Below are 24823 nucleotides of genomic sequence, written 5' to 3' on the forward strand. Positions count from 1 at the left end.
AAGAAGATGCCCCTTTATGTCTTGCGGATAATCAGCCATTATTCGGCATCACTATCCGGGAAATGCGAACAAATTCGATGGACAGATTCGATGCCATGCGGGTCTTTTCCCGCGTCGTGGAGCGCCGCAGCTTCACGCTTGCTGCAGAAGATACCGGCCTCCCGCGCTCGACCGTGACGGACGCGGTCAAGCAACTTGAGGCGCGCCTCGGCGTGCGCCTGCTTCAGCGCACCACCCGTCATGTCAGCCCGACGCTCGATGGCGAAGCCTACTACCAGCGTTGTCTGTCGATCCTTGCCGATATCGAGGAGGCTGAAGGCGCCTTTGCCGGCGCCAAGCCGAAAGGCCTGCTGCGGGTCGACGTGCACGGCACGCTGGCCCGCCATTTCGTATTGCCGAGCCTGCCGTCGTTTCTGGAGACCTATCCCGATATCGAATTCTACATGAGCGAAGGCGACCGGCTGGTGGACCTGGTGCGCGAAGGCATCGACTGCGTGCTGCGCGTTGGCGTACCGCAGGATAGCGACATGGTCGCCCGGCGCGTCGCCATGCTGGACGAGATCACACTGGCCTCTCCCTCTTATATCGCCGCTTTCGGCAAGCCTGACCACCCGGAGAGGCTGGATACACACCGCATGGTCGGCTTCCGCGCGACGGGCAGCGCCGGCCCGCTGCCGCTGGAATTCATCGTCGATGGCAGCGTGCGCAACATCACCATTCCCGCGACCGTCACCGTCAATGCCGCCGAAAGCTATATTTCCGCTGCCCGCATGGGCCTCGGCATGATCCAGATCCCGCGCTACCACGCCGAACAGGATCTGGCCGCTGGTAGCCTCGTTCACGTGCTCGCCAATTTTCCGCCGACGCAGACGCCTGTCTCGTTGCTCTACCCGCGAAACCGCCAGCTTTCGCCGCGCGTGCGCGTTTTCATCGACTGGCTGGTGAAGGTCTTTGCTCGACAAACCGCCGAAAACGCGGTTCACTCATATTAGCATCTTCGGAGAAAGAGATATGGCACTCAGCGATATCATCGTCTACCAGGCCGACGAAGGCTTCATCGTCGAATTCGGCGGCGAAGGGGAAGACAGGATTGCGGTGACACTGCGCGAAGCGCCCGATCTTACCCCCGACAATGCCATCGCCAAAGCCAGGGCACTGATGACCTTGGCTTTAGAGCCCGTTCACGGAGATAGCGCCCGCAGCAAGGATCCAGCCCTGCTGGAGGAAGAGCTGAACGAAGGCCTGGAGGATTCCTTCCCGGCAAGCGACCCGGTTTCCGTCACCGTTTCCTCCATTCCCATGCGCGATCCGAATACCGGCCACTAGATCTGCATCGGTATCTATTGCCGATGCCGTGAGGGCCAGGACGTTCCGGCTGGCGGATCATCGAAGGGGATGGTATCGCCAGTCTCCATGAGCATCGAGACGATCAATGGCGCGATCGGCGCCGGCCCGCTTGCCGGGGAGAGCCTGCGCCAGTTCTTCGAACGCGATGCGATCGAGGTCGCCCGCGATCTGCTCGGCTGCCAGCTCATGGTCAATGACGCGGGCGGACGGATCACCGAAACCGAAGCCTATTACCCGGACGACGAGGCGTCCCACAGTTTCCGGGGACCGACCAAGCGCAACGGCGCCATGTATGGCCGGCCGGGCAATGTCTATATCTACCGCATCTATGGCATGTATTGGTGCCTGAACTTCGTCTGCACGCCGGGCTCGGCAGCGCTGATCCGTGCCTTGGAGCCGGAAACCGGACTGGCGACCATGGCGGAAAGGCGCGGCACAGATGTGCTCACACAGTTCTGCAGCGGTCCGGGAAAACTCTGCCAGGCGCTCGGCATCGATATCGCCATCAACGACCGGATGCTCGACCAGCCGCCCTATGCGATCTCGCCATCCGCGCCTGTTCCGATCGTCTCGGGCAAGCGGATCGGCATTACGAAAAATGCCGAAGCACCATGGCGCTTCGGCATTCAGGGATCGCGATACCTGAGCAAACCGTTCCGCTAACGCGGAGGCTGCAACGTCATTCCATGACGGCACTATGGTCCATGGCCGGCGGCGCCTTCGGCTTCCTCAAAAGCAGCACCAGCGGCATGACGGCCAGCGACATCAGCATCAAGAGCTTGAAGTCATCAATATAGGCGATGATGGTCGACTGTAGCGTGATGAGGTCGTTGAGGGCGGCACGGCCGACTGCCGTCAGCGGACTGAGGCTCTGGGCAGCCGTCGCATTGAATGCATGGTTGAACGGCGTCACGTAGGCTGCAATCGACTCGTGATTGCTCTGCGTATTCTCGACGATCAGCGCCGAGACGATCGAGATTCCGACCGAGGAGCCGATGTTACGCGACAGGTTGTAGAGGCCGGTCCCGTCGCCCCGCATCTGCGCCGGCAGCGTGGCAAAGGCGATCGTCGTCAGCGGCACGAACAGGAAGCCGAGGCCGGCACCCTGGATGAAGCCGACCGAAACGATCGTCCATTGCGAAACGTCAGGCGTCCAGCCGGTCATGTCGTACATTGCCCAAGCGGTCAGACCGAGGCCGAGCAGCAGCAGCCAGCGCGTATCGACCTTGCCGATCAGCCGGCCGACGATGAACATGCATAGCATCGTCCCAAGGCCGCGTGGCCCCATGACGATGCCCGCCGTGATGACCGGATACCCCATCAGCGTCTGCAGATAGGGCGTCATCAGCGCCAGCGAGGCGAGATAGGTGATGCCGATCACGAAGATGAAGATCATGCTGACGGTGAAATTCTGGTCGAGGAACAGCCGCGGATTGACGAAGGATTTCTCCGCCGTCAGCGTATGCACCAGAAGCAGATAGAAGGCCGCAGCGCAGACGATCGCTTCGACGACGATTTCGCCCGAAGAGAACCAGTCAAGCTGCTCGCCGCGATCAAGGAAGAGCTGCAGCGCGGCGATGAACAGGCTCATCATCCCGAAGCCGAACCAGTCAAGCTTGGCGAGCGCATCCCTCTTCGTCTCCGAAACAAAGATGACGATACCGGCAAAGGCAAGTGCGCCGATCGGGATGTTGATGTAGAAGACCCAGCGCCAGCTGATATTGTCGGTCAGCCAGCCGCCGATGACAGGCCCCAGAACCGGCCCGACCATGACCGAGACGCCGAATAGGGCCATGGCCGAGCCGCGCTCCTCGACGGAATAGATGTCGAGGAGGATGCCCTGGGAAAGGGGAACGAGCGAGGCGCCGAACAGGCCCTGCAGCAGCCGGAAGGCAACGATTTGCGGCAGCGACTGCGCCAGACCGCACAGGATGGAGGCGACGACGAAGCCGACGATCGCCGTCAAAAGCACGCGCTTGCGGCCGAACTTGGCGGCAAGGAAGCCCGATGGCGGCGTCATGATGGCGGCCGCGACGATGTAGGAGGTCAAGACCCAGTTGATCTGGTCGGCGGAAGCCGAAACGCTGCCCTGGATATAGGGCAGCGCCACGTTGGCGATCGTCGTATCCAGCGCCTGCATGATGACGGCCAGAATGACGCAGGCCGTGATCGCGCCGCGATTGGCAACAGGGGTTGCCGGTGATTCAGGAGCATTGCTCATGGCCGTTACTCGTGGCTCTTGGCCTGGCCCAGAAGGTTGCTGATGAAATCGGGAAGGCCGCGTGCATGGCCGGTATCGACATCGACGACCGTGCTCATGCCGACGCGAAGCGGCGGCTTGCCTTCGGTCTCATCGATGCTGACGCGCATCGGAATGCGCTGCACGACCTTCACCCAGTTGCCGGTGGTGTTCTGTGCCGGCAGCAGCGAGAAGGATGAGCCGGAAGCCGGGCTGATGCTCTCGACCTTGCCCTTCCAAACGACGCCCGGATAGGTATCGACATAGATGTCGGCCGTCTGGCCCCGCTTGACATAGGTGAGTTCGGTTTCCTTCGGGCTGGCGGAGATCCACAGATGGGTGGTCGAAACCAGTGAGAAGGCCTGCTGCGAAGTCTGCAGGTAGGAACCGACCTGCAATGCGTTCACATTGGTCACGATACCGTCGAACGGTGCCTTGACGATGCTGTGGTCGAGTTCGCGCTGGTCGTTGTCGACCTGCGATTTGGCCTGCAGGTAAAGCGGGTTCTCCTCGACCGGTTGATCGGCATTGCCGCCGAGCTGGGCCAGTGTCGTTGCGGCTTCCGCCTTGGCGACGGAAACCTTCTGCTGCGCGACCTCAAGATTGTGCTTGGCTTCGTCATAGGCCGACTGCGTGGCGCTGCCGTTGTTGACGAGGTTCTGCTGCCGGTCGAACTGGTCCTGATAATAGGGCAGATCGGCTTCGGCCTGGGTGATTTCGGTCAGCGACTGCCGGTAGCTGGCCTGCATATTCATGATCTGGTTGCGCTGTGCGCCGAGCTGCGCCTTGGCGCCGTCGAGCGCGATCTTGAAGGAATCCGACTGCAGGCTGAAGAGCACCTGCCCTGCCTTGACCTGCTCGTTCTCGTGCACGTTGATCTTGTCGACGATGCCCGAAACGTCGGTGGTAATGCCCACCATGTCCGCCTGGATATAGGCATTGTCGGTCGACATGATCTGACCGCCATTGACGTAATAGTAGCCGCCGACGACGAGCGCCACGGGCAGCAGGGCAAAGAGAACGGGACGGGTGAAGCTGCGCCGGCGGCGGACCTTATTGCCGCCAGGCGCAGCCACCGCGACAGCCGCAGGCGCTGAATTGGATGAAGGCGCCTCAGCTACCGTTTCCGGTTGTTGGGTAATTTCTTCGACAGGTGTTTTGGCATTAGCGTCGGACACGACGCGCAAGGAGGATTGATCAGCCATGATTCGTCTCATTCTCGGCGACCGGGGACCGGCACGCCTGCACCAGGTTCGTCTTCATTACGGATAGGATATGGAAAAGCTGCTCGCGCTGTTCCGGCGCGATGCTTTCCAGCGCTTCGCCGCGGGTCACGTCGCCGATCTCACGCATTTCGGCGAGAATCGGATGGGCAGCTTCGCGCATGTAAAGCAGCCAGATGCGCCGGTCGGTCGGGTGCTGGCGGCGCTCGATCAGGCCGCGCTCGGCGAGCTTGTCCAGGATGCGGACCAGCGTGATCGGCTCGATTTCGAGGATTTCGGCAAGCCCGCTCTGATGGATGCCCTCATTGTTGGCGAGATAGGCCAGCGTCTGCCACTGAGACCGCGTCAGCCCAAGGTCCTTTGCGCGCTGTTCGAACCGCTTGCGCAGCAGGCGGGCGACGTCGTGCAGAAGAAAACCGAGTGTTGGATTGTTGGTCATTTACCTTCGCCGGCTAGTCATAAGCATCCTTATGATAATGGTAGATATATTGAGCATGTGCAATGCACAAGCATGCGGCCTCAAGATTCCGCAGCTGCGGCCAAAATGCCGCAGCCCACCGTTCGGCGAGCCTTCCGATCTGGTTTTGAGAGACCCAAGCTGGCGTCGAAACGCCTCGCGCAAATGTGATAACGCGACACATCCGCAGAAATGCAGGGGTTTGCGGAACGCCAAATCAATGCGAACAATTGGCGTTTGCAATTTTTGGATTCTCCCGTTTATAGTCTGTCTTCATAGGGTTACGGAGATCAGGATTTTCTCCTTCCGGTTGATTTCGAGGTGCTGGCTTGCACCTGTCATCTTCCCGGCAGCCACGCATGAGTAGAATTCGGACTTAGGACGAAGGCTCATGCTTTCGTCCCGGCAGACATGAACAGCAATTTTCTGGCATAGGTTCAGGCGGCTGCATTCGGCCGCCCGCAAGGGGGACCGGAATGGCTTATTCGTTTCGACAGACACTGGCGCTCGGCTGCTTTGCGGCCCTCCTGCCGCTTATCGCTGAAGCGCAGCAAGCGGCTGCCCCCCCGCCCGTCACCGTTGCCAAGCCCGTGGTGCGCGATGTGGTCGACAATGACGAGTTCATCGGCCGTTTTGAACCGGTCGACGAGGTCTCGGTCCGCTCGCGCGTCGGCGGCTACCTGCAGGAAGTCGACTTCACCGACGGCGCTCTGGTGAAAAAGGGCGACCGGCTCTTCGTCATCGATCAGAGGCCGTTCGTCACCGCACTCAATCAGGCCAATGCCGCACTTGAAGCGTCGAAATCGGCTCTGGTCTTTGCCGACGCACAATATAAGCGCGCCCAGTCGCTGGCTTCGAGTGGCAGCCAATCGGCCCAGACACTGGACGATCGCCGCCGTGAGTTCGATTCGGCGCAGGCCAATGTCCGCGGCGCGCAGGCTGCAGCCGATCGTGCTGCTCTCGACATGGAATATACCGAGATCGCCGCCCCCCTCAGCGGCCGCATCGACCGGCGCCTGATCTCTGCAGGCAATCTCGTGCAGACCGACCAGACAGTGCTCACGACGATTGTTTCTCTCGACCCCATCGATTTCTATTTCGATGTCGATGAGCGCCGCCTGCTCAACTTCGCAGATACGGCACGCAAGCTCGGCAAGGATCTCCAGCAGGGCGGCGGCGGACTGGATGTCACCGTGACGATCTCGGATCCCAATGCAAAACCGTTCCAGGGGAAACTCGATTTCGCCGAGAACCGGATCGACAATGAGAGCGGCACCATTCGTCTGCGTGCCCGCTTCCCCAATCCCGATCTCGTTCTTCAGCCCGGCCTCTTCGGCCGCATCCAGGTTGAAGCCTCCAACACCTACCAGGCCATTCTCGTCCCTGACGAGGCAATCGGCTCTGACCAGAACGAGCGCGTCGTCTACGTCGTCGGCGCCGATGGCACCGTTTCGACCAAGTCCGTGAGGCCTGGTCCGCGGCTCTACGGTTACCGTGTCATTCGTGAAGGCCTCGACGGCACCGAGACGATCATCGTCAACGGCCTGATACGCGCCCGACCGGGTGCGAAGGTAACACCTCAGATGACCGAATTGCCCAAGCAGCGGACGGATGCTCCGCCGGAAACAGCCGGCGCGGAGAGCGGCCAATGAGATTTGCCCATTTCTTCGTAGACCGGCCGATCTTTGCGGCCGTCATCTCCATTGTTCTCCTTGTTGTCGGCAGCATTGCCTACACGCAATTGCCGGTCTCCCAATATCCGGAGATTGCACCGCCGACCATCGTCGTGCGCACCTCCTATCCGGGCGCCGACCCGCAGACGATTGCCGATACGGTTTCGACCCCGCTTGAACAGCAGATCAACGGCGTCGAAGACATGCTCTACATGTCTTCCTATTCCAGTGCCGATGGCGCCATGTCGCTGACGATCACCTTCAAGCTCGGCACCGATCTCGACAAGGTCCAGGTTCTTGTGCAGAACCGCGTTTCCATCGCCCTGCCCCGACTTCCCGAGGAAGTCCAGCGTCTTGGCGTGACCACCGACAAGAGCTCGCCTGACCTGATGATGGTCGTGCACCTCCTGTCCCCGTCGCATCGCTATGACCAGCTCTACGTTTCGAACTATGCCCGCAACCGCATACGCGACGTTCTTGTACGACTTGATGGCGTCGGTGACGTGCAGCTCTTCGGTGAGCGCCAGTATTCCATGCGAATCTGGCTGGACCCGGAAAAGCTCTCCGCCTACGGGATGACATCCGATGATGTCGTCGCCGCATTGAGAGACCAGAACGTCCAGGTATCAGGCGGCAAGATCGGCGCTCCGCCGGTGACCGGCAAGAATGCGTTCGAATATACGGTGCGAACGGACGGACGTTTCTCGGATGTGCGCCAGTTCCGCTACGTCATCGTGAAATCGACGGCCAGCGGCCGACTCGTGTCGCTGCAGGATGTCGCCCGCATCGAACTCGGCGCGCAGGACTACGTCACCAACAGCTACCTCAACAACGACCCTGCCGTTGCCCTCGGCATTTTCGCCCGACCGGGAACCAATGCGCTGGATACGGCCCATCAGATCCAGGGCATCATGAAGGATCTGTCGCAGAACTTCCCGCAGGGTCTGGAGTATCGCATTGTCTACGATACGACCGAATTCATCTCGGATTCGATCAATGAAGTCTACAGGACCATCGCCGAGGCTGCGATCCTCGTGGCGATCGTCGTTCTCGTCTTCCTGCAATCCTGGCGAACCGCCCTCATTCCGATCATCGCCATTCCCGTGTCGCTGATCGGCACCTTCGCCGTCCTGCTCGCCTTCGGCTTCTCTCTCAATATGCTGACGCTGTTCGGCCTCGTCCTAGCAATCGGTATCGTCGTCGACGACGCGATCGTGGTCGTGGAAAATGTCGAGCGAAACCTGGCGCGCGGCATGACCCCGAAACAGGCGGCGCACGTCACGATGGACGAAGTCGGGACCGCCGTGGTCGCCATCTCGTTGGTGCTGATCGCCGTGTTCGTGCCAACGGCCTTCATTCCGGGCATTTCCGGACAGTTCTACAAACAGTTCGCGGTGACGATTTCAGTCACGACGGCGATTTCCGCATTGAATTCGCTGACGCTTTCGCCCGCACTGGCAGGCATATTGCTGAAAACCCACGATCACGAGACCAAGCGCAAGAACATCTTCTCCCAGTTGGGAAGCGGGCTTGCGAATGGCTTCAACCGCGGATTCGATCGGATGAGTTCCGGATATTCCTGGATCGTCCGGCACCTCGTCAGCAGTTGGGTAGGATTGACAGCTTCGCTTGTTGTCTTCGCCGGCTTGCTGGGAGCGACATGGTATATGGGACAGAAGGTTCCCTCGGGCTTCATCCCGACAATGGACCAGGGTTACGCAATCGTCGTCATCCAGCTTCCGGACGGCGCCTCGCTGGCGCGTACCGACGCCGTCGTCAAGCAAGTGGGCGATATCGCCCGTACGGTGCCCGGCGTCGGCAATGCCGTGCAATTTGCCGGTTTCAGCGGAGCCACCTTCACGAACGCTTCGAATTCCGGCGTCGTCTTCGTCCCCTTCAAATCCTTTGCTGAACGTGAAGAGGGCGGCGAAACCGCCAACAAGATCATCGGCGAACTGTACGGCAAGCTGCAGAGCATCCAGGAAGCCTTCATCATTGCCATCCCGCCGCCATCCGTGCGCGGCGTCGGCAATTCCGGCGGCTTCAAGATGCAGATCTCGGATCTTGAAAACGCGGACATGACGCGCGTCCTTGGTCTGGCCCGCCAGATGATGGGTGCGGCTGCAACCACACCCGGCCTGACCGGCGTCTTCACGACATTCTCGGATGCAAGCCCGCAATATTTCCTGGCGATCGACCGCGACAAGGCACGGTTCCTGAATGTACCGATTCCCAATATCTTCAACGCGCTCTCCATCAACCTCGGCACTGCCTATGTGAACGATTTCAACGCGTTCGGACGCGTCTACCAGGTTCGCGCCCAGGCCGACCGGCAATACCGCATGGACAGGGACGATATTCTCGCCCTGAAGGTTCGCTCGGCAACCGGCGCGCTGGTTCCGCTCGGCACCCTGATGGATATCCAGGATTCCAGCGGTCCGGCACTCGTCCAGCGCTACAACATGTATGTCTCGGTGCCGCTGCAGGGCAATCCGACACCCGGTACATCGACGGGCGACGCCATCAAGAAGATGGAGGGTCTGGCTGCGCAGATCCTGCCGCCGGGGACGACCTTCGAATGGACCGAGCTAGCCTATCAGGAAACCCACACCGGCAATACCGCGATCTACATCTTCGCCCTGTCTGTCATTTTCGTCTTCCTTGCGCTTGCCGCGCAATATGAAAGCTGGGTCCTGCCTCTGGCGATCATCCTTATTGTTCCGCTGGCAGTGCTCGCCGCGTTGATTGGCGTCTGGCTGAGGGGAATGGACAACAACGTCCTCACCCAGATCGGTCTGATCGTCCTGATCGGCCTTGCGGCCAAGAACGCCATTCTGATCGTCGAGTTTGCAAGACAGGCAGAAGAAGAGGGGAAAAGCGTCGTCGATGCCGCAATCGAGGCAAGCCATCTTCGCCTGCGCCCGATCCTGATGACGGCCTTCGCCTTCATCTTTGGCGTCCTGCCGCTTGCCATCGCCACCGGCCCCGGTGCTGAAATGCGCCAGTCGCTCGGCACGGCCGTGTTCTCGGGCATGTTGGGTGTGACGATTTTCGGCCTGTTCCTGACGCCGGTTTTCTACGTCGTGCTGCGCCGCTGGCGCAAAAAGCCGGCAGAAGCGCCGGCTCACGTCGATGCTGAGGAGAATGCCGCCTGAGCTAGTTTCAGGTGGAAAACAGGTAAACCTGTCCCTGCCAGAAACGGGCGACGGAGAGCCTGCCGCTTCGAAAGGCACGGGTATCGAGATTGAGCCGCATCGGCTGCACGTCCGGCTGGTCGCTGGGCGTGTGACCATGCACGATGAGTTTCGGCAATGGCAGCGAGCTTTCCAGGAAACGCTGGCGGATGAAGGCCATGTCGTCATCGGCCTGTTCTTCGAGCGATACCCGCGGGTCGATGCCCGCATGTACGAAGGCGACATTGGGCGTATCGAGCATTATCGGCAGGGTGCGGATGAAATCGATATGCGTATGCGGCAGCGACTGGCGGATGAAGGCGTCAAGTTGCGCACCTGAGCGGAAGACGAGCGGCAGGTGATCGGGATCGAGACCGTAGGAGCGCAGAAGCTCAGCCGCCCCCATCGTCATCCAGTCGTCGTAGGACGCCCAGCCGTCAATATAGTCGAGCATGACGATTTCATGGTTGCCGGCAAGGCAAATGCGCTCGAATCCTTCCGGCGCCGGGTCCATGAGATGGCTGATGACATGTGCCGATTGCGGACCGCGATCGATATAATCGCCGAGCATGACGATGAGCTTCTTGCCCGGCAGATGTTCTGCATCACGTACGATCGCCTCTTCCGCTTTCTGCAGCAGGTCGAGACGACCATGCACGTCGCCGATGGCATAGGTCGGGATCTCTGCTATATCCATGCTCACGCGCGGGCGCGGCTGACGACCAGCCTTCGAACCCTCGCGGCTTCGTGCAAGAGAATCACTCATCATCATTCCTGATCAGTTCGCCGTCCCTTAACCATAACTAGAGCATACGGCAAGGCGATCAAGCTGGTAAGAAAATTCAACCAGCAGCGCTTTTGTGAAAAAACCGGCCTTACGCAAGCCGATGCAATCACGCACTTTTTTAGCTTTGGGAAAGAGTGGCAGATGGGCACCGTATCGCAACTGCATGACAATGTGCGCCCTCCGGCGCACCGTATCGAGACCGAGGAAGAAGCTGTTTCCGCGGCACGCCAGCTTGCGGTCGTCTTCCGCCAGCGGGCCAACGAGCGCGATATCAACCGCCTCATGCCGAACGCCGAACTCGACGCGCTCTCGCAATCCGGCCTCACTGCAATCACCGTTCCGCCCGAATATACAGGGCTCGATATTTCCAACGCTTTGCTCGCCGAGATCGTCGCCATCATCGCCGAGAGCGATGCCTCGATCGGTAGTGTGCTGGCATCTCACTTCCGCGTGCTGGAAGGGCTGCGCAACCAGCCCTCCGAAGAACTGAAGACCGCCCTCTTCAACCGCGCGCTCGACGGCGACCGTTTTGCCGCAACCCGTTTTGCCGATCAGGCAGGCCTCGTTGCCGAGGGCTCCGGCTTTCGCCTGACGGGCAGATCGGAGCAGGCAACCGCCATCCTTTTCTCCGACTGGATCGCCGCAGCAGCGATCGATCCCGCAGGCCGCCGGGTGACGCTGCATCTGCAGCGCGACAGCGATGAGTTGCAAACCGTGGACGACTGGGATGCGTTCGGACTGCGCACCAATGGCACAGCAACGATGATTGCCGGCAAGCTGCATGTGAATGCCGATACCGTTAGCCCGGCCCCATCCGGCAGTCACACGACGGAAAGTTCCTTGGGCCTTCTCCTGCAAGCAGCCGTCAGCCTCGGCATCGCCCGTGCGGCTTTTGCCGACCTGCTCGTCATGGCGAAGGACCCCTCTGCCCTCTTCGGCAAAATCGGCGAGCGCGGTGTTCGTATCGAAACAGCGACCGGCGCGTTGGAACGGGCCGGCCGCAAACTGGATATGGCCCAGGTAAGTCCCGCCGAGCCCGCCATGGCGGACGCCTATTTCTCTGCCTCCTCCGCCTGCCTGGGCGCGACCGAGGCGGCGTTGGACACCGCGAATGCCCTTTTCGAACTGGCCTGTGGTGCGACCGGCAGTATAGCGCTCAACCTCGACTGCCACTGGCGTAACGCTCGCATCCACGACATGACGATTCAGCGCGAGCCGCTGCTCAACACGGCGGGCGCATATGTTCTGAAAATGAGAGAGAGCTGACGCAATTCCGGCAAACCGTGACGCGCTTTTGCATCCGGAATTGCGTGAAGATGAGAGGAGTGCGGATCAGCTTGCGGCGGAAACCGGAAGCTTTTCCTCGACCGTTTCGACACCACCGCCAAGGACGAACTGTTCGAGCGTCATATTGTCGAGAATGGCAGCGATCGCGTCCCGCACTTCGGTCATCGAACGCCGCACCTGACAGGTCTCGGGATCAGAACAGTCGTCGCAGGCCTCATAAGCTGTTCGGCTTGCGCAGCGGATCGGCGCAAGTGGCCCGTCCAGCGTGCGGATGACATGACCAATGCGGATCTCAGAGGCTGGCCGCGAAAGCGAATAACCACCACCCGGTCCCTTCTTCGATCGAAGGATACCGACATTGCGCAATTCCAGGAGGATCGTATCAAGGAATTTCTTCGGGATGTTGTTGCGCGAAGCGATGTCATTGATAAAGGCGGTCTCGCCCGGCGCCAGCCGCGCCAGATCAACCAGCGCCTTCAATCCGTATTTTCCCTTTTTCGTCAACATCTCGATCGCCCTGCACTTTGCGGCATTATGCTTGCGTAATAACAGGGAAATAGAGTCAAAACCATGAAGAGACAACAAAATAACCCGTTTTTATAGGTTATTTCGACTATCTATGTTGCCGTAAAACCGCGCCTTCAAGTCTCTCGGCACCTACCAAGATTGATGAGCCGGCCCCGCCCTGGACACGCCTAAGCGGGACCGTAAACACGAACTATACCGTCTTCAGCATACCGCCATCGACGAAATAGGTAGAGCCGATGCTGTAGCTCGACCGGTCGGAGCAGAGGAAGACGAAGAAATTTGCAAGCTCCTCCGGCGTGCCGAACCGCTTGGACGAGGCATGTTCATCCGCCACGCTCTGCAAATATCCCTCCCAGTCGCCGCCCGTCTCAGCCGTCAGCTGCTTGGCGGTCTTGATCCAGTCGGGCGTCAGAATAAGGCCGGCATTGACGCAGTTGACGCGAATCTTATCCTTCACGAGTTCCGTCGAGAGCGTCTTGGAAAACATCATCAACGCCGCCTTGGTGACGTTGTAGATCGGCTCGTACCAGAGCGGCTGCACGGCGCAGATGGAGGCGTTGTGAAGGATCACGCCGCCGCCGCGCCTCTTCATTTGTGGGGCGATCCCACGGGCGAGACGCACGGCTGCCATTACATGCAGATCAAAATAGGCCTGCCATTTTTCATCGGGCGCTTCCATAACCGTCTCGTTGGAGCCGGTGCCGGCATTGTTGATCAGAATGTCCGCGCCGCCGCGCTCGGCAGCTGCAGCAATGATTGCCTCCGTACCTTCTACGGTCGCAACATCGCTTTCGACCGCAATGGCGCTGACGCCGTATTTTTCGGCGATGCGCACCGCCTCTGTATCCAGCCGCTCGCGTCCACGCGCAGACAAGATGAGGTTGGCGCCTTCTGCTGCCAGCCCTTCGGCGATCGCAAGCCCGATGCCGACCGAGCCGCCGGTGATGACAGCGGTCTTACCCTTCAATCCGAGATCCATGAAATCCTCCCAATCCGGCCGGCGGTCCGGCCAATTCGCCAACTCTTCCGGCATTGGCTCTGCCCGTCAAGCCGTGGCGAAAAATCATCTGCACCGGGAGCCGATCCCTCTTGTCGCAGGCCGGGATCTGTCGCATGCCTGCAGCGATAGTGGAGGAGTTTTCATGCGACTTTATTCAGCTTGCATCGAATGGCTGTTTGCCGAGGAAGGCGACGTTTTCGCGGACCGGATCCGCCGTGCCCATGCCGCGGGCCTAAAGGCCATCGAGTTCTGGCGGTGGACCGATAAGGACCTCGGCGCGATCGAAGCCGCGGTGAAGGAAACCGGTCTCAAGGTAACGAGCCTCGTGGCCGAGCCGATGATCGCTCTGACCAATGCCTCAAATCGCGAGATTTGGCTGAAGGGTCTTGCCGATTCTGTCGCCGTTGCAAAGCGCCTCGGCGCGCCGGTGCTGATCGCACAGGCGGGCGACGACCTCGCGGGTTTCACGCGGGGCGAACAACGCAAGGCGCTGACGGAAACTCTGCGGGCCGGTGCCGATATTCTTGACGGCAGCGGCGTGCGCCTCGGAGTCGAGCCGCTCAACATCCGCATCGACCATATCGGTTATTTCCTCGATTCCACCCGCGAGGGCCTGGACATCGTCGATGATGTCGCCCGTCCGGAAATCGGCATCGTCTATGATATCTATCATTCCGCCGTCATGGACGAACGCACGGAAGATGTTCTGGTTGGCCGCATGGACCGCGTGTTTCACGTCCATGTGGCCGATCACCCGGGCCGCAACGAACCTGGTACCGGCACGATCGATCTCGCTCACCGCCTCAACTGGATCTTCGCCAATGGCTATACCGGCGCTATCGGCCTGGAATACAAGCCGATAGCACCGGGTGCCGATGCGGTGAAGGCGGCCATTGCGACGCTGGGCTGACGCTCAGCTTCTGCCACCACCCGGCAGCACGGCCCCATCACTTAACGAGCGCTCCGAGCGATTTCCGATTGCGGCTTTTCTGGATCGGTCGCTACCGCGACCTTGCACGGACCGGCTGAACGGCGCTCGACGATCCGCGAAGCGATCATCACCCGGCGGGCCGGCATGCCGGGCAGGCGCGGATTTTCGATCCGCTCGAGAAGCAGCCGGAGACCGACAGCTCCACCCTCCTGTCCTTCCATTTTCACCGTCGTCAATGGCGGCGAAATCTGCGTAGCCGGCGAGAAATCGCCAAAGCCGACGACCGAGACGTCATCGGGAATGCGGTAGCCCTGGCCCAGCAGCTCGGAAACCACCGTCAGCGCCAGCCCGTCATGGGCACAGAAGAAGGCCGTCGGGTGAATGCCCTTTGCCTTGAGGTCGCGGAAAGCTTCACCGAAGCCGACTTGCTCGTCGAACCGCAACACATGCAGCGAAACATCCTCGCAGCGTTCGGCAATCTCTCGCGCCCCATAGAAGCGCTCGCGCCGACCCCGGAAACCGGGCGTGCCGTTGACATAGCAGATCGACCGGTGGCCAAGCCCGATCAGATATTGAAGCACCGCCTGGCCCGCCTCATGGTCCGTACCGGTGATCTGGTCAGCCTGCTCCAACGGATCAACCCAACCGAAACGCACGATCGGCACCCCGATTGCGGTTGCTGCGGCGATTGCCTCCCGGTCATGCGGGCCGACAAGCAGCAGCCCGGCGCAGGAACGCGCCAATTCCTCAAGCTGATCGGGGCTATGTGTCCAACGGACGCGGAGCGCCATGCCCAGCCTGTGTGCCTCACGCTGCACGCCATTCTGGATCTGCATGTAGAGTTCGCTGTTGACTGCATCGAGGTCGTGGAAAACGACAGCGATATCGTTCGTCTGGGATTGGCCCGCAGGACGCGTGTAACCCAGCCGCTCTGCCGTCGCGCGGATCAGCATGCGTGTTTCCTCGCTGACGCCGCTCTTGCCGGCAAGCGAACGCGAAACCGCATATTTCGAGAGACCGACCTCCCGCGCGATCGTCTGTAAGGTAACCCGCCCTCTGCTTCCCACTCTCCACCTCGATAGTCACCTGGCGCTCGGAGCGCTTCGCTACACGTTCTCTGCCAAAATTGCAAATTCTTGCACTAACAAAACATAACGCTTTACCTAACAATATCCAAATGTATTCTTTCCGTTATCCAAGCCCGAGAGCAAAAATAACGATAAGGGCTGAGGATTTTTGGAGGAGAACCCTATGATCAAGCTGAAACGTCGTGCGTTTCTGGCCGGGACTTCGGCCGTTCTGATCCTGCCGGCCCTGCCGGTTTTCGCCGCGGACTTCAGGGAAGCGGATATTCTGAAGGAGAAAGTTTCAAGCGGCGCGTTGCCGGCTCTGAAGGACCGACTGCCGGAAAATCCGCTCGTTATCAAGCCGGTCGAAAGCGTCGGCAAATACGGCGGCGACTGGAATATGGCGCTCGTCGGCGGCGGTTCGCTGTCTATGCTGTTCCGCTATCAGGCCTATGAGCCGCTGCTGCGCTATACCCCTGACTGGTCCGGCGTGACGCTGAACGTCGCTGAAGCCTTCGATGGCAATGCGGATTCCACCGAATATACTATCCGCCTGCGCAAGGGTATGAAGTGGTCGGACGGCCAGCCCTATACCACCGCCGACGTGAAGTTCTGGTACGATACGATCCTGACCGACAAACGCGTCGCCGTGAACGGCCAAGGCCATTGGAAAACGGCAGGCAAGCCGGCGAAACTCGAAATCGTTGACGAACAGACGTTTAAAGTTATCTTCGCAAAGCCTAACGGTATGTTCCCGTTGCAGGTTGCTTGGGCGAACAGCGACCATACGACCCGTTGCCCCAAACATTACCTCGAGCAGTTCCATATCGATTATAATCCGAAGGCCGATGAGCTTGCCAAGGAACGCGGTTTCGAAAGCTGGATCGCCGCCTTCCAGTCCGCCTCCGGCTTCCAGGACGACAACGCCTTCTTCCTGAATTCCTCGAAGAAGCCCTGCCTGCATGCCTGGATGTTCACGACCGCGCCGGGCGAAAATACCGAACGCGCTGTTGCCGAACGCAACCCCTTCTATTGGAAGGTGGATACGGAGGGTAACCAGCTCCCCTATATGGATCGCATCGTCTACCAGATGGTCGCCGATCCGCAGGTGCTGCTGCTGAAGGCCATGCAGGGTGAAGTCGACCTGATGGACCAGTATATCGCGACACCGAACAACAAGTCGGTGCTCTACGATGCGCGCGAGCAGGGCAAGTATGATTTCTACACGCTGACTTCGACCGAAGCCAATGTGATGAACTTCATTTTCAACCTGAACCACAATGACGAGACCAAGCGAAAGCTCTTCCGCAACAAGGACTTTCGCGCGGCCCTCTCGATGGCACTCGATCGCCAGTCGCTGATCGACGCCGTGCTCGTTGGCCAGGGCGCTCCTGCCCAGCCGTCCATCAAGCAGGGCGATCCGCTCTACAACGAGCAGCTTGCCACTCAGTTCACGAGCTACGATGTCGACAAGGCGAATGCCATGCTCGACACGTTGATCCCGAAGCGCGACGACCAGAACTTCCGTCTCGATGAAAAGGGCCGCCGCCTGACGGTGATCTTCGAGATCGACCAGGCGCGCGCCGTCTTCCTCGATCTCTTCCAGCTGGTCATTCCGATGTTCCAGGCCGTCGGCATCGATGCGCAGATGCGCACCATGGACCGCTCGCTCTGGGAAACCCGCGTCCGTCAGGGCCGCGATTTCGATGCCACGGCTCACCAGTTCGGCGCCAATGGCGGCGTCGCTGCCATGCTCGATCCGCGCTACTACGTACCGACGGATTCGAACGCCATGTATGCTCCAGCCTGGCAGCTCTGGTATCTCGACCGCAACAACGCCAATGCTGAAGAGCCACCGGAGGAAACGAAGAAGCAGCTTGAGCTCTACGACAAGCTGAAGGCAACCTCCGATCCTGCCGGCCAGCAGGAGATCATGAAACAGATCCTGCAGGGTGCTGCGGAGAACTTCTATGTCTTCGGCATTTCCCAGCCACCGGATGGCTACGGCGTCGTCAAGAACAACATGAAGAACATCACGAAGACCATGCCGAACTCCTTCGGCTGGCCGACCCCTGCTCCCACCATGCCAGAGCAGTTCTACAAGGTCTGATGGCCTGCGACAGCAATGATGTTTTCCAGGCGCCGGCCTCACCGGCTGGCGCCTTGGTCCCTCTTTTGCCAATGATTGGATGAAGACGATGCTCGACGCCAGAAGACAGAATACAGACACGCTGCGCACACCAGACTGGTTCAAGACCGCAACGCGCTGGACCCAGCTCACTTTCGTCGAAGACGATCCAGAGAAATACGATCCGGCCTTCTGGGTCGATGTCTTCAAGCGCACGAAATCCAACGCGGTCTGCCTCAGCGCCGGCGGCTACATCGCCTATTATCCGAGCGAAGTGCCCTATCACTACGTGAGCAAATATCTGGGTGATAAGGACATCTTCGGCGCGCTCGTCGATGCCGCCCGCAAGCTCGACATGCATGTCATGGCCCGCGTCGATCCGCACGCCATTCACGACGATGCCGCCAAGGCGCATCCCGAATGGGTGATGATCAATGCCGACGGCACACCGCGACGCCACTGGGCCTATCCGGATGTCTGGGTCACGAACGCCTATGGCGATTACAACACCGTCTTCATGCCTGAAGTGGTCAAGGAGATCGTCCGCAAATACGATATCGACGCCGTCTTCGCCAATCGCTGGCAGGGTCACGGCGTCGATTACAGCGAAGACAGCGCGCGCCGCTTCAAGGATATGTTCGGCCACGCGCTGCCGAAGAAGCCGGATGCCGACGACCCGGCCTGGCAGGCCTGGGTACAGTGGCGCCGTCGGGTTCTGACGGACATGATCGCCCAGTGGGACGATGCAGTCAAAGCGATCCGCCCTCATGCGAGCTTCATCCCGAACATGGGCGGCGCTTCGCTGATGGAATTCGACCTTTCGGTCATCGCCAAACACTGCCCCTTCCTCGTCGTCGACCATCAGGGCCGCAAGGGTCTGGAACTCGGCTGGTCGGCCGGCCGCAACGGCAAGCGCATCCGCGCCACTTTCCCGGATCGTCCGGTCGTGCTCATCACTTCGATCGGACCGGAAGAGGAATATCGCTGGAAGGATGCCGTCACCTCTGGCGAGGAAATGCAGCTCTGGATCAATGACGGCACGGCCCACGGCCTCTATGCCTGGTTCACCAAATTCAACGGCGTCGTGCCCGACAAGCGCTGGGTCGAACCGGTCGCCGATGCTTTCGCGCTGCAGGCTGCCGTCGAGCCGGTCCTTGAAAGCATGCATCCGACGGCCGAAATCGCCGTCATCGACCCCTCGACGACGCTCCGCCACTGGGCGCCGGAAGAGCGCCACAACGCTGAGAAGCATGATCTTGGCTTCTACCATGCGCTCGTCGAAGCCCGCCTGCCCTTCGAGCTTCTCTCGGATCAGGTTCTGACCAAGGAAAACCTCGACCGCTTCAAGCTGATCATCCTCGCCAACGCCTCCTGCCTTTCAGATGTGCAGAACGCGGCGATCCGCGCCTATGTCGAGCGCGGCGGTAGCGTCATCGCGTCCTACGAGACCTCGCTGCGCGACGAATTCGGCAAGAAACGCAGCGAATTCGGCCTCTCAGACGTGCTCGGCGCCAAGTTCGTCTCCGGCCCACGCGGCATCGTCAAGAACACCTACGTGGCTCTCTCGGGCGATCATCCGGTCAATCAAGGCTATGACGGTGCCGAGCGCATCATGGGTGGCACGCGCCTGATCCATGCCGATCCCATCGGCAACGCGACGACACCCTTCCTCTATGTGCCCGACTTCCCGGATCTGCCGATGGAGGAAGTCTATCCGCGCAAGGCCCCCGAAGGTGCTGGCGTTATCGCCCGTGAAACCGGCAAGGGTGGCCGCACCGTCTATATGCCCTGGAATATCGGCGAGATCTTCTGGGAAGTCTTTGCTGTCGACCACGGAAAGCTGATTGCTAATGCAGTCCACTGGGCACTTGGCAAGACGCCGCGCGTCACCGTCGAAGGCCCCGGCGTCCTCGACATGGCGTTGCGCGAAAATGCTGAAGGCGTCGCGCTCAGCCTCTTCAACCTCACAAACCCGATGATGATGAAGGGGCCGATACGCGAAAATTACCCTCTGGCGGCGCAGACGGTTTCGGTGGAAATTCCTCCGGGCAAATCGGTAGCCAAAGCATGGCTTGTTGTTACCGACCGCGCCGCAAACTTCAGCGTCAAGGACGGCCGTGCACAGGTGGAGGTGCCCGGCATCGAACGGCTGGAGGTGCTGCACCTCACCTGGAAATGAGGTGCTGAAGCAAGGAGGAGCGCTTTCGGCCTGAAGGGGCCGAAAGCGGATGGAGATCCGAAGGAAGCGCCTGACCGGGCGCTCTCAACGGGAGGAGAAACATTCCGATGCTTGGCTATATTTTCAAGCGCGTGCTCTACATGATCCCGACGCTGATCGGCATGTCGCTGATCTCGTTCCTGATCATCCAGCTGCCGCCGGGTGACTACCTGACCTCGATGATCGCCACGATGAGCGACAGCGGCCAGGCTGTCGATCCTGCGCAGATCGAGCGGCTGAAAGAAATCTACGGCTTCGACGACCCCTTCTATATCCAGTATCTCAAATGGATGTGGGGCATCGTTAGCCGCGGTGATTTTGGCTGGTCGTTCGAGTGGAACCGGCCCGTCTCCGGCCTCATCTGGGCGCGCATGGGCTCGACGTTGGTCATCTCACTGCTGAGCCTCCTCTTCGTCTGGATCGTCGCCCTGCCAATCGGCATCTACTCGGCTGTCCGCCGCCATTCGATCAGCGATCACGTCTTCACCTTCTTCGGCTTCATCGGTCTCGCCGTACCAAACTTCATCCTGGCGCTGACACTGATGTATGTCGCCTACCGCTATCTCGGGCAGAGCGTCGGCGGCCTCAACTCCCCCGAATATGCCGAGGCGCCCTGGAGCCTCGGCAAGATCGGCGATTTCCTTGCCCATCTCTGGATTCCGATCATCATCATCGGCGCCTCGGGCACGGCCGCCCTCATTCGCATCCTGCGCGCCAATCTGACGGACGAACTGCACAAGCCCTATGTCATCACCGCCCGCGCCAAGGGCCTGCCGGAATACAAGGTGATCATGAAATATCCGGTGCGCATTGCGCTGAACCCCTTCGTCTCGGCGATCGGCTGGGTGCTGCCGCATCTCGTCTCGGGTGTCACGATTACCGCCATCGTGCTGAACCTGCCGACCGCCGGCCCGCTGCTCTTCCGTGCGCTGGTCTCGCAGGACATGTATCTCGCCGGCAGCTTCATCCTGCTGCTCTCGGCACTGACCCTCGTCGGCATGCTCCTGTCAGACCTCCTGCTTGCGCTGCTCGATCCGCGCATCCGGTTCAATTGAGGAGGCGCCGATGACGCACGAAACATTCGGAACCCATACCGGCCCCCTGCATGTCGTCGCCGACGGCCCCTCGATCAGCCCGCTGAAACAGGGCAAGACCGTCTCGACTGCCGCGGTCGGTCCCTGGCGACTGATTGCCGGTAAACTGATCCGCCAGAAGGTGGCGATGGTTGCAGGCGTAATCATCCTGCTGCTTTATCTCATCGGCCTCTTTGCTGAATTCCTGGCACCCTCTTTGCCCGCGACCTCGAAGCCACAATATACCTACGCACCGCCCCAGAGCCTGAGCTTCTTCGTGACCAAGCCGGATGGCAGCTCGGAATTCAATTTCCATGTGAAGGGCTACAAGGTGGAGATCGACAAGGTGGCGCTGCGGCGTACCTTCGTTGTCGATGATAGCAAGGTCGTGCCGGTCGGCTTCTTCGTCAAAGGCCCGGCCTATCAGCTCTGGGGCCTGATTCCGATGACCACGCACTTCTTCGGCCCGATCAACCCCAATGACCCAATGTACCTGCTCGGCGCCGATCGCCTCGGCCGCGACGTTCTCACGCGGTTGATCTACGGCACCCGCATTTCCATGTCCATCGGCCTCGTCGGCGTCGCCATGTCGCTGGTGCTCGGTGTCGTGCTCGGCTCTATCTCCGGCTTCTACGGCGGCTGGGTGGATACGCTGATCCAGCGAGTCATCGAAGTCGTCAGCGCCATGCCGACGATCCCGCTCTGGCTCGGCCTTGCGGCGGCGATCCCGCTGACATGGTCGCCGGTCAACGTCTATTTTGTCATCACCATCATCGTCTCGCTGCTTGGCTGGACCAGTCTTGCCCGCGAGGTGCGCGGCCGTTTCCTGGCGCTGCGCAGCGAGGATTTCGTCACCGCCGCAAAGCTGGACGGATCGAGCGAGGCACGGCTGATCTTCCGCCATATCCTGCCCTCGCTGACGAGCCACATCCTTGCCGTCGTCACGCTTGCGGTTCCGACAATGATCGTTGCCGAAACCTCGCTCTCCTTCCTCGGCATCGGCCTCAAGCCGCCTGTCGTCAGCTGGGGCGTGCTGCTGCAGGACGCCCAGAATATCCGCACGGTCGCGACCGCGCCCTGGCTGCTGATCTGGCCGTCTCTGGCAGTCGTCATTGCCGTGCTGTCCTTCAACTTCTTCGGCGACGGCCTGCGCGATGCAGCCGACCCCTATGACAATTGAGGAGGAAGCCATGACCGATCTTCCCGATGACGTCGTTCTCTCGGTTGAAAACCTCTCGATCGATTTCCGGCTGCGTACGCATATCCTGCATGCCGTCGAAGATGTCAGCTTTCAGCTCAAGCGCGGGCAGACGCTCTGCCTCGTCGGCGAAAGCGGTTCGGGCAAGAGTGTAACTGCCCGCTCGCTGCTGCAGATTGTCGACAAGCCAGGCACGATCGTCGGCGGCCGCATCCTGCTGCGCAACGGCAGCGAGATCACCGATATCGCCACGCTTCAGCCCGGCAGCCGCGCCATGCGCGAGATCCGCGGCCGGCGCATCGGCCTCATCTTCCAGGAGCCGATGAGCTCGCTCTCGCCGGTCCACACAATCGGCTCGCAGATCATCGAAGCGATCCGCCTGCACAGCAATCTCGACAAGAAGGCAGCCCGCGCCCGCATGGTCGAGCTGCTGCGCCAGGTTGAGATCCCCAATCCCGACAAAATGGCCGACCGCTACACGTTCGAATTTTCCGGCGGCATGCGCCAGCGCGCCATGATCGCCATGGCGCTCGCCGGCAACCCCGATATCCTGATCGCCGACGAGCCGACCACCGCTCTCGACGTGACGACGCAGGCCGAAATCCTCGACCTCATCAAACGCCTGCAGGTCGATCGCGGCATGGCGATGCTGCTTATCACCCACGACATGGGCGTGGTGGCGGAAGTGGCGGATGATGTCGCCGTCATGCGCTTCGGCCACATCGTCGAGCGTGGCCCGGTCGATGCGATCTATCATGCAGCCACCCATCCCTATACACGCCAGCTGCTGGCCTCGACGGTGAAGCTGACACATCATGTCGAAGGCAGATTGCCGGCCATCGCCATCTCTTCACAAGCACCGCAGCCGATCCTCTCGGTGCGCAATCTCAGCAAGACCTTCGGCTGGCATGGGAACGCCAACACGCTGCGTGCCGTGGATGACGCCAATTTCGACCTCTATCCCGGTGAAAACCTCGGCATCGTCGGCGAAAGCGGTTCCGGCAAGACGACGCTCGGCCGCCTGATCCTGCGCACCGTCGAGCCGACGACCGGTACCGTCCTCTATCGCGACAAGGATGGCGGTAAGACCGACGTCACCAAGCTCGGCAAGAAGGAACTGCGCAACTTCCATCGCGAAGTCCGTCTCGTTTTCCAGGATCCATTCGCCTCACTGAACCCGCGCATGACCGTCAAGGAGGTGATCGCCGATCCCTTGATCGTCAACGGCCTAGCCAAGGGCAAGGCGCTGGAAGATCGCGTCGCCGAACTGATGCGCCTCGTCGGCCTCGATCCGATGGGCATGGAGCGTTACCCGCATGCCTTCTCGGGCGGCCAGCGCCAGCGCATCGGCATTGCTCGCGCCCTTGCCCTCGATCCCCGCATCATCATCGCCGATGAGGCGACCTCGGCGCTCGACGTGTCGATCCGCAGTCAGATCCTCGATCTGCTGCTCGACATCCGCCAGCGGCTGAACCTGAGCTTCATCTTCATCTCCCACGATATTTCCGTGGTACGCTATTTCTGCGACCGTGTAGCCGTCATGCACCGCGGCAAGATCGTCGAACTTGGCGAGGCCGAGCAGATCTGCACCGCGCCGCAGGAAGCCTATACGAAGAGCCTCATTTCAGCCGTCCCCAATCCCGACCCACGCGACAAGCGCATGCTGCACCGGCATCGGTTTGTCGCTCCCGCCAATGCCTGAGGATGTTCCAGTGCCGAAATTTTCCGCCAATCTTTCCTTCCTCTATCAGGATCTTGCCTTCCTCGATCGTTTCGCCGCCGCCGCAAAGGACGGCTTCGGCGCGCTCGAATATCTCGGCCCCTATGCCGAACCGAAGGAAAAGGTCGCCGATGCGCTCAAGGCAAACGGCCTGAGGCAGGCACTCTTCAACGTTCCCTCGGGTGACTGGGCCGGCGGCGAGCGCGGTATCGCCTGCCTGCCGGATCGCATTGAGGAGTTCCGGAGCGGCATCTCGCTGGCGCTTGACTATGCCAAGGCGCTCGATTGCCCGCAAGTCAACGTCATCTCCGGCCTGGTGCCAAAGGGCGCCGATCTTGAAACGCTGGAAAAAGTGCTGGTCGAGAACCTGAAATATGCCGCCGAGCGCGCGGCCGACGCCGGCGTGAAGCTGCTGATCGAGCCGATCAATCTGCGCGATATTCCCGGCTTCTTCCTGTCGAACACAGATCATGCCGAGCGCATCCTCGAAAAGGTCGGCTCCGACAATCTCTACATCCAGTATGATTTCTACCACATGCAGATCATGCAGGGCGACCTGATCCCGACCTTCATCCGGCTGAAGGACAGGATTGCCCATGTGCAGATCGCCGACAATCCCGGCCGCAACGAACCCGGCACGGGCGAGATCAACTACGGCTTCATCCTCTCCGAACTCGACCGCCTCGGCTACGACGGCTGGGTCGGCTGCGAATACAAACCGAAGACCGGCACCAGCGAAGGCCTTGGCTGGATGAAACCCTATCGGAAGTGAGC

Annotated in this window: 20 protein-coding genes; 13 read left to right on the forward strand and 7 right to left on the reverse strand. The window is 60.5% G+C overall.

Translation table 11 applies throughout. From position 1 onward, the window contains the following. Positions 1–77: 77 nt before the first annotated feature. The 3 genes from FHT93_RS10315 to FHT93_RS10325 all read left to right on the forward strand — a co-directional run bounded on the left by FHT93_RS10315 (position 78) and on the right by FHT93_RS10325 (position 2010). Positions 78–992 carry a LysR family transcriptional regulator gene (locus tag FHT93_RS10315; protein ID WP_112543959.1) on the forward strand — a complete coding sequence of 305 codons (915 nt, stop codon included), beginning with the start codon at positions 78–80 and terminating at the stop codon, positions 990–992. Between the two features lie 19 nt (positions 993–1011). Continuing rightward, positions 1012–1326, forward strand: coding sequence for a hypothetical protein (locus tag FHT93_RS10320; RefSeq protein WP_112543958.1), 315 nt, complete (start codon positions 1012–1014; stop codon positions 1324–1326). A 69-nt stretch (positions 1327–1395) separates the two neighbouring features. Next, the gene (locus FHT93_RS10325) at positions 1396–2010 is read left to right on the forward strand and encodes a DNA-3-methyladenine glycosylase (RefSeq protein WP_113014918.1); all 615 of its coding nucleotides are present in this window, start codon (positions 1396–1398) and stop codon (positions 2008–2010) included. Between the two features lie 16 nt (positions 2011–2026). On the opposite strand, the gene FHT93_RS10330 is transcribed toward FHT93_RS10325, so the two are convergent. Genes FHT93_RS10330 through FHT93_RS10340 form a run of 3 tightly spaced genes read right to left on the reverse strand, consistent with a single transcriptional unit; the run spans position 2027 to position 5248 of the window. After that, a complete protein-coding gene (locus FHT93_RS10330) occupies positions 2027–3568 on the reverse strand; it encodes a DHA2 family efflux MFS transporter permease subunit (protein ID WP_183847349.1) in 1542 nt (513 codons plus the stop codon). Positions 3569–3573: 5 nt separating this feature from the next. After that, complete coding sequence (locus tag FHT93_RS10335; RefSeq protein WP_183847351.1) at positions 3574–4791, reverse strand: HlyD family secretion protein; 1218 nt, start codon at positions 4789–4791, stop codon at positions 3574–3576. Beyond that, on the reverse strand, positions 4784–5248 hold the full coding sequence (locus FHT93_RS10340; RefSeq protein ID WP_112543954.1) for a MarR family transcriptional regulator: 465 nt from the start codon (positions 5246–5248) through the stop codon (positions 4784–4786). The genes FHT93_RS10335 and FHT93_RS10340 overlap by 8 nt, the downstream gene beginning before the upstream one ends. 494 nt (positions 5249–5742) lie before the next feature. Between FHT93_RS10340 and FHT93_RS10345 the strand changes: the two genes are divergently transcribed. Both FHT93_RS10345 and FHT93_RS10350 read left to right on the forward strand, forming a co-directional pair. Beyond that, on the forward strand, positions 5743–6918 hold the full coding sequence (locus FHT93_RS10345; protein ID WP_112543953.1) for an efflux RND transporter periplasmic adaptor subunit: 1176 nt from the start codon (positions 5743–5745) through the stop codon (positions 6916–6918). Next, positions 6915–10094, forward strand: coding sequence for a multidrug efflux RND transporter permease subunit (locus FHT93_RS10350; protein WP_113204096.1), 3180 nt, complete (start codon positions 6915–6917; stop codon positions 10092–10094). Before FHT93_RS10345 ends, FHT93_RS10350 begins: the two co-directional genes overlap by 4 nt. Before the next feature lie 7 nt (positions 10095–10101). On the opposite strand, the gene FHT93_RS10355 is transcribed toward FHT93_RS10350, so the two are convergent. Next, positions 10102–10878: a metallophosphoesterase gene (locus tag FHT93_RS10355; RefSeq protein WP_112544054.1), complete on the reverse strand. Its 777-nt coding sequence runs from the start codon at positions 10876–10878 to the stop codon at positions 10102–10104. A 162-nt stretch (positions 10879–11040) separates the two neighbouring features. Between FHT93_RS10355 and FHT93_RS10360 the strand changes: the two genes are divergently transcribed. Further along, on the forward strand, positions 11041–12165 hold the full coding sequence (locus tag FHT93_RS10360) for an acyl-CoA dehydrogenase family protein (RefSeq protein ID WP_183847353.1): 1125 nt from the start codon (positions 11041–11043) through the stop codon (positions 12163–12165). Between the two features lie 66 nt (positions 12166–12231). Here FHT93_RS10360 and FHT93_RS10365 read toward each other — a convergent pair whose 3' ends face one another. Together FHT93_RS10365 and FHT93_RS10370 are read right to left on the reverse strand one after the other, a co-directional pair. Next, a complete protein-coding gene (locus tag FHT93_RS10365; RefSeq protein WP_112543950.1) occupies positions 12232–12693 on the reverse strand; it encodes an Rrf2 family transcriptional regulator in 462 nt (153 codons plus the stop codon). A 211-nt stretch (positions 12694–12904) separates the two neighbouring features. Beyond that, a complete protein-coding gene (locus FHT93_RS10370; RefSeq protein WP_029869198.1) occupies positions 12905–13693 on the reverse strand; it encodes an SDR family oxidoreductase in 789 nt (262 codons plus the stop codon). A gap of 163 nt (positions 13694–13856) precedes the next feature. On the opposite strand from FHT93_RS10370, the gene FHT93_RS10375 reads away from it, so the two are divergent. After that, positions 13857–14624, forward strand: a complete 768-nt coding sequence (locus FHT93_RS10375; protein WP_183847354.1) for a TIM barrel protein — start codon at positions 13857–13859, stop codon at positions 14622–14624. Between the two features lie 41 nt (positions 14625–14665). Here the strand turns inward: FHT93_RS10375 and FHT93_RS10380 are convergent, their stop codons facing one another. Further along, positions 14666–15712, reverse strand: coding sequence for a LacI family DNA-binding transcriptional regulator (locus FHT93_RS10380; RefSeq protein ID WP_183847356.1), 1047 nt, complete (start codon positions 15710–15712; stop codon positions 14666–14668). Between the two features lie 184 nt (positions 15713–15896). Here FHT93_RS10380 and FHT93_RS10385 point away from each other — a divergent pair, with 184 nt between their 5' ends. From FHT93_RS10385 to otnI, 6 genes are all read left to right on the forward strand, one after another. Then, positions 15897–17822: an ABC transporter substrate-binding protein gene (locus tag FHT93_RS10385; protein ID WP_112543947.1), complete on the forward strand. Its 1926-nt coding sequence runs from the start codon at positions 15897–15899 to the stop codon at positions 17820–17822. Positions 17823–17910: 88 nt separating this feature from the next. Next, complete coding sequence (locus FHT93_RS10390) at positions 17911–20019, forward strand: alpha-amylase family protein (RefSeq protein ID WP_183847358.1); 2109 nt, start codon at positions 17911–17913, stop codon at positions 20017–20019. A gap of 107 nt (positions 20020–20126) precedes the next feature. After that, positions 20127–21113 (forward strand): ABC transporter permease, encoded by a 987-nt coding sequence (locus FHT93_RS10395; protein ID WP_183847360.1) that lies wholly within the window; start codon positions 20127–20129, stop codon positions 21111–21113. A gap of 10 nt (positions 21114–21123) precedes the next feature. Then, positions 21124–22311 carry an ABC transporter permease gene (locus FHT93_RS10400; RefSeq protein WP_183847362.1) on the forward strand — a complete coding sequence of 396 codons (1188 nt, stop codon included), beginning with the start codon at positions 21124–21126 and terminating at the stop codon, positions 22309–22311. 10 nt (positions 22312–22321) lie between these two features. Next, on the forward strand, positions 22322–24031 hold the full coding sequence (locus FHT93_RS10405; RefSeq protein ID WP_183847364.1) for an ABC transporter ATP-binding protein: 1710 nt from the start codon (positions 22322–22324) through the stop codon (positions 24029–24031). Between the two features lie 10 nt (positions 24032–24041). Further along, on the forward strand, positions 24042–24821 hold the full coding sequence (otnI, locus tag FHT93_RS10410) for a 2-oxo-tetronate isomerase (RefSeq protein ID WP_183847366.1): 780 nt from the start codon (positions 24042–24044) through the stop codon (positions 24819–24821). Positions 24822–24823: the final 2 nt, after the last annotated feature.

The organism is Rhizobium sp. BK379, from assembly GCF_014193955.1.
Taxonomy (GTDB): domain Bacteria; phylum Pseudomonadota; class Alphaproteobacteria; order Rhizobiales; family Rhizobiaceae; genus Rhizobium.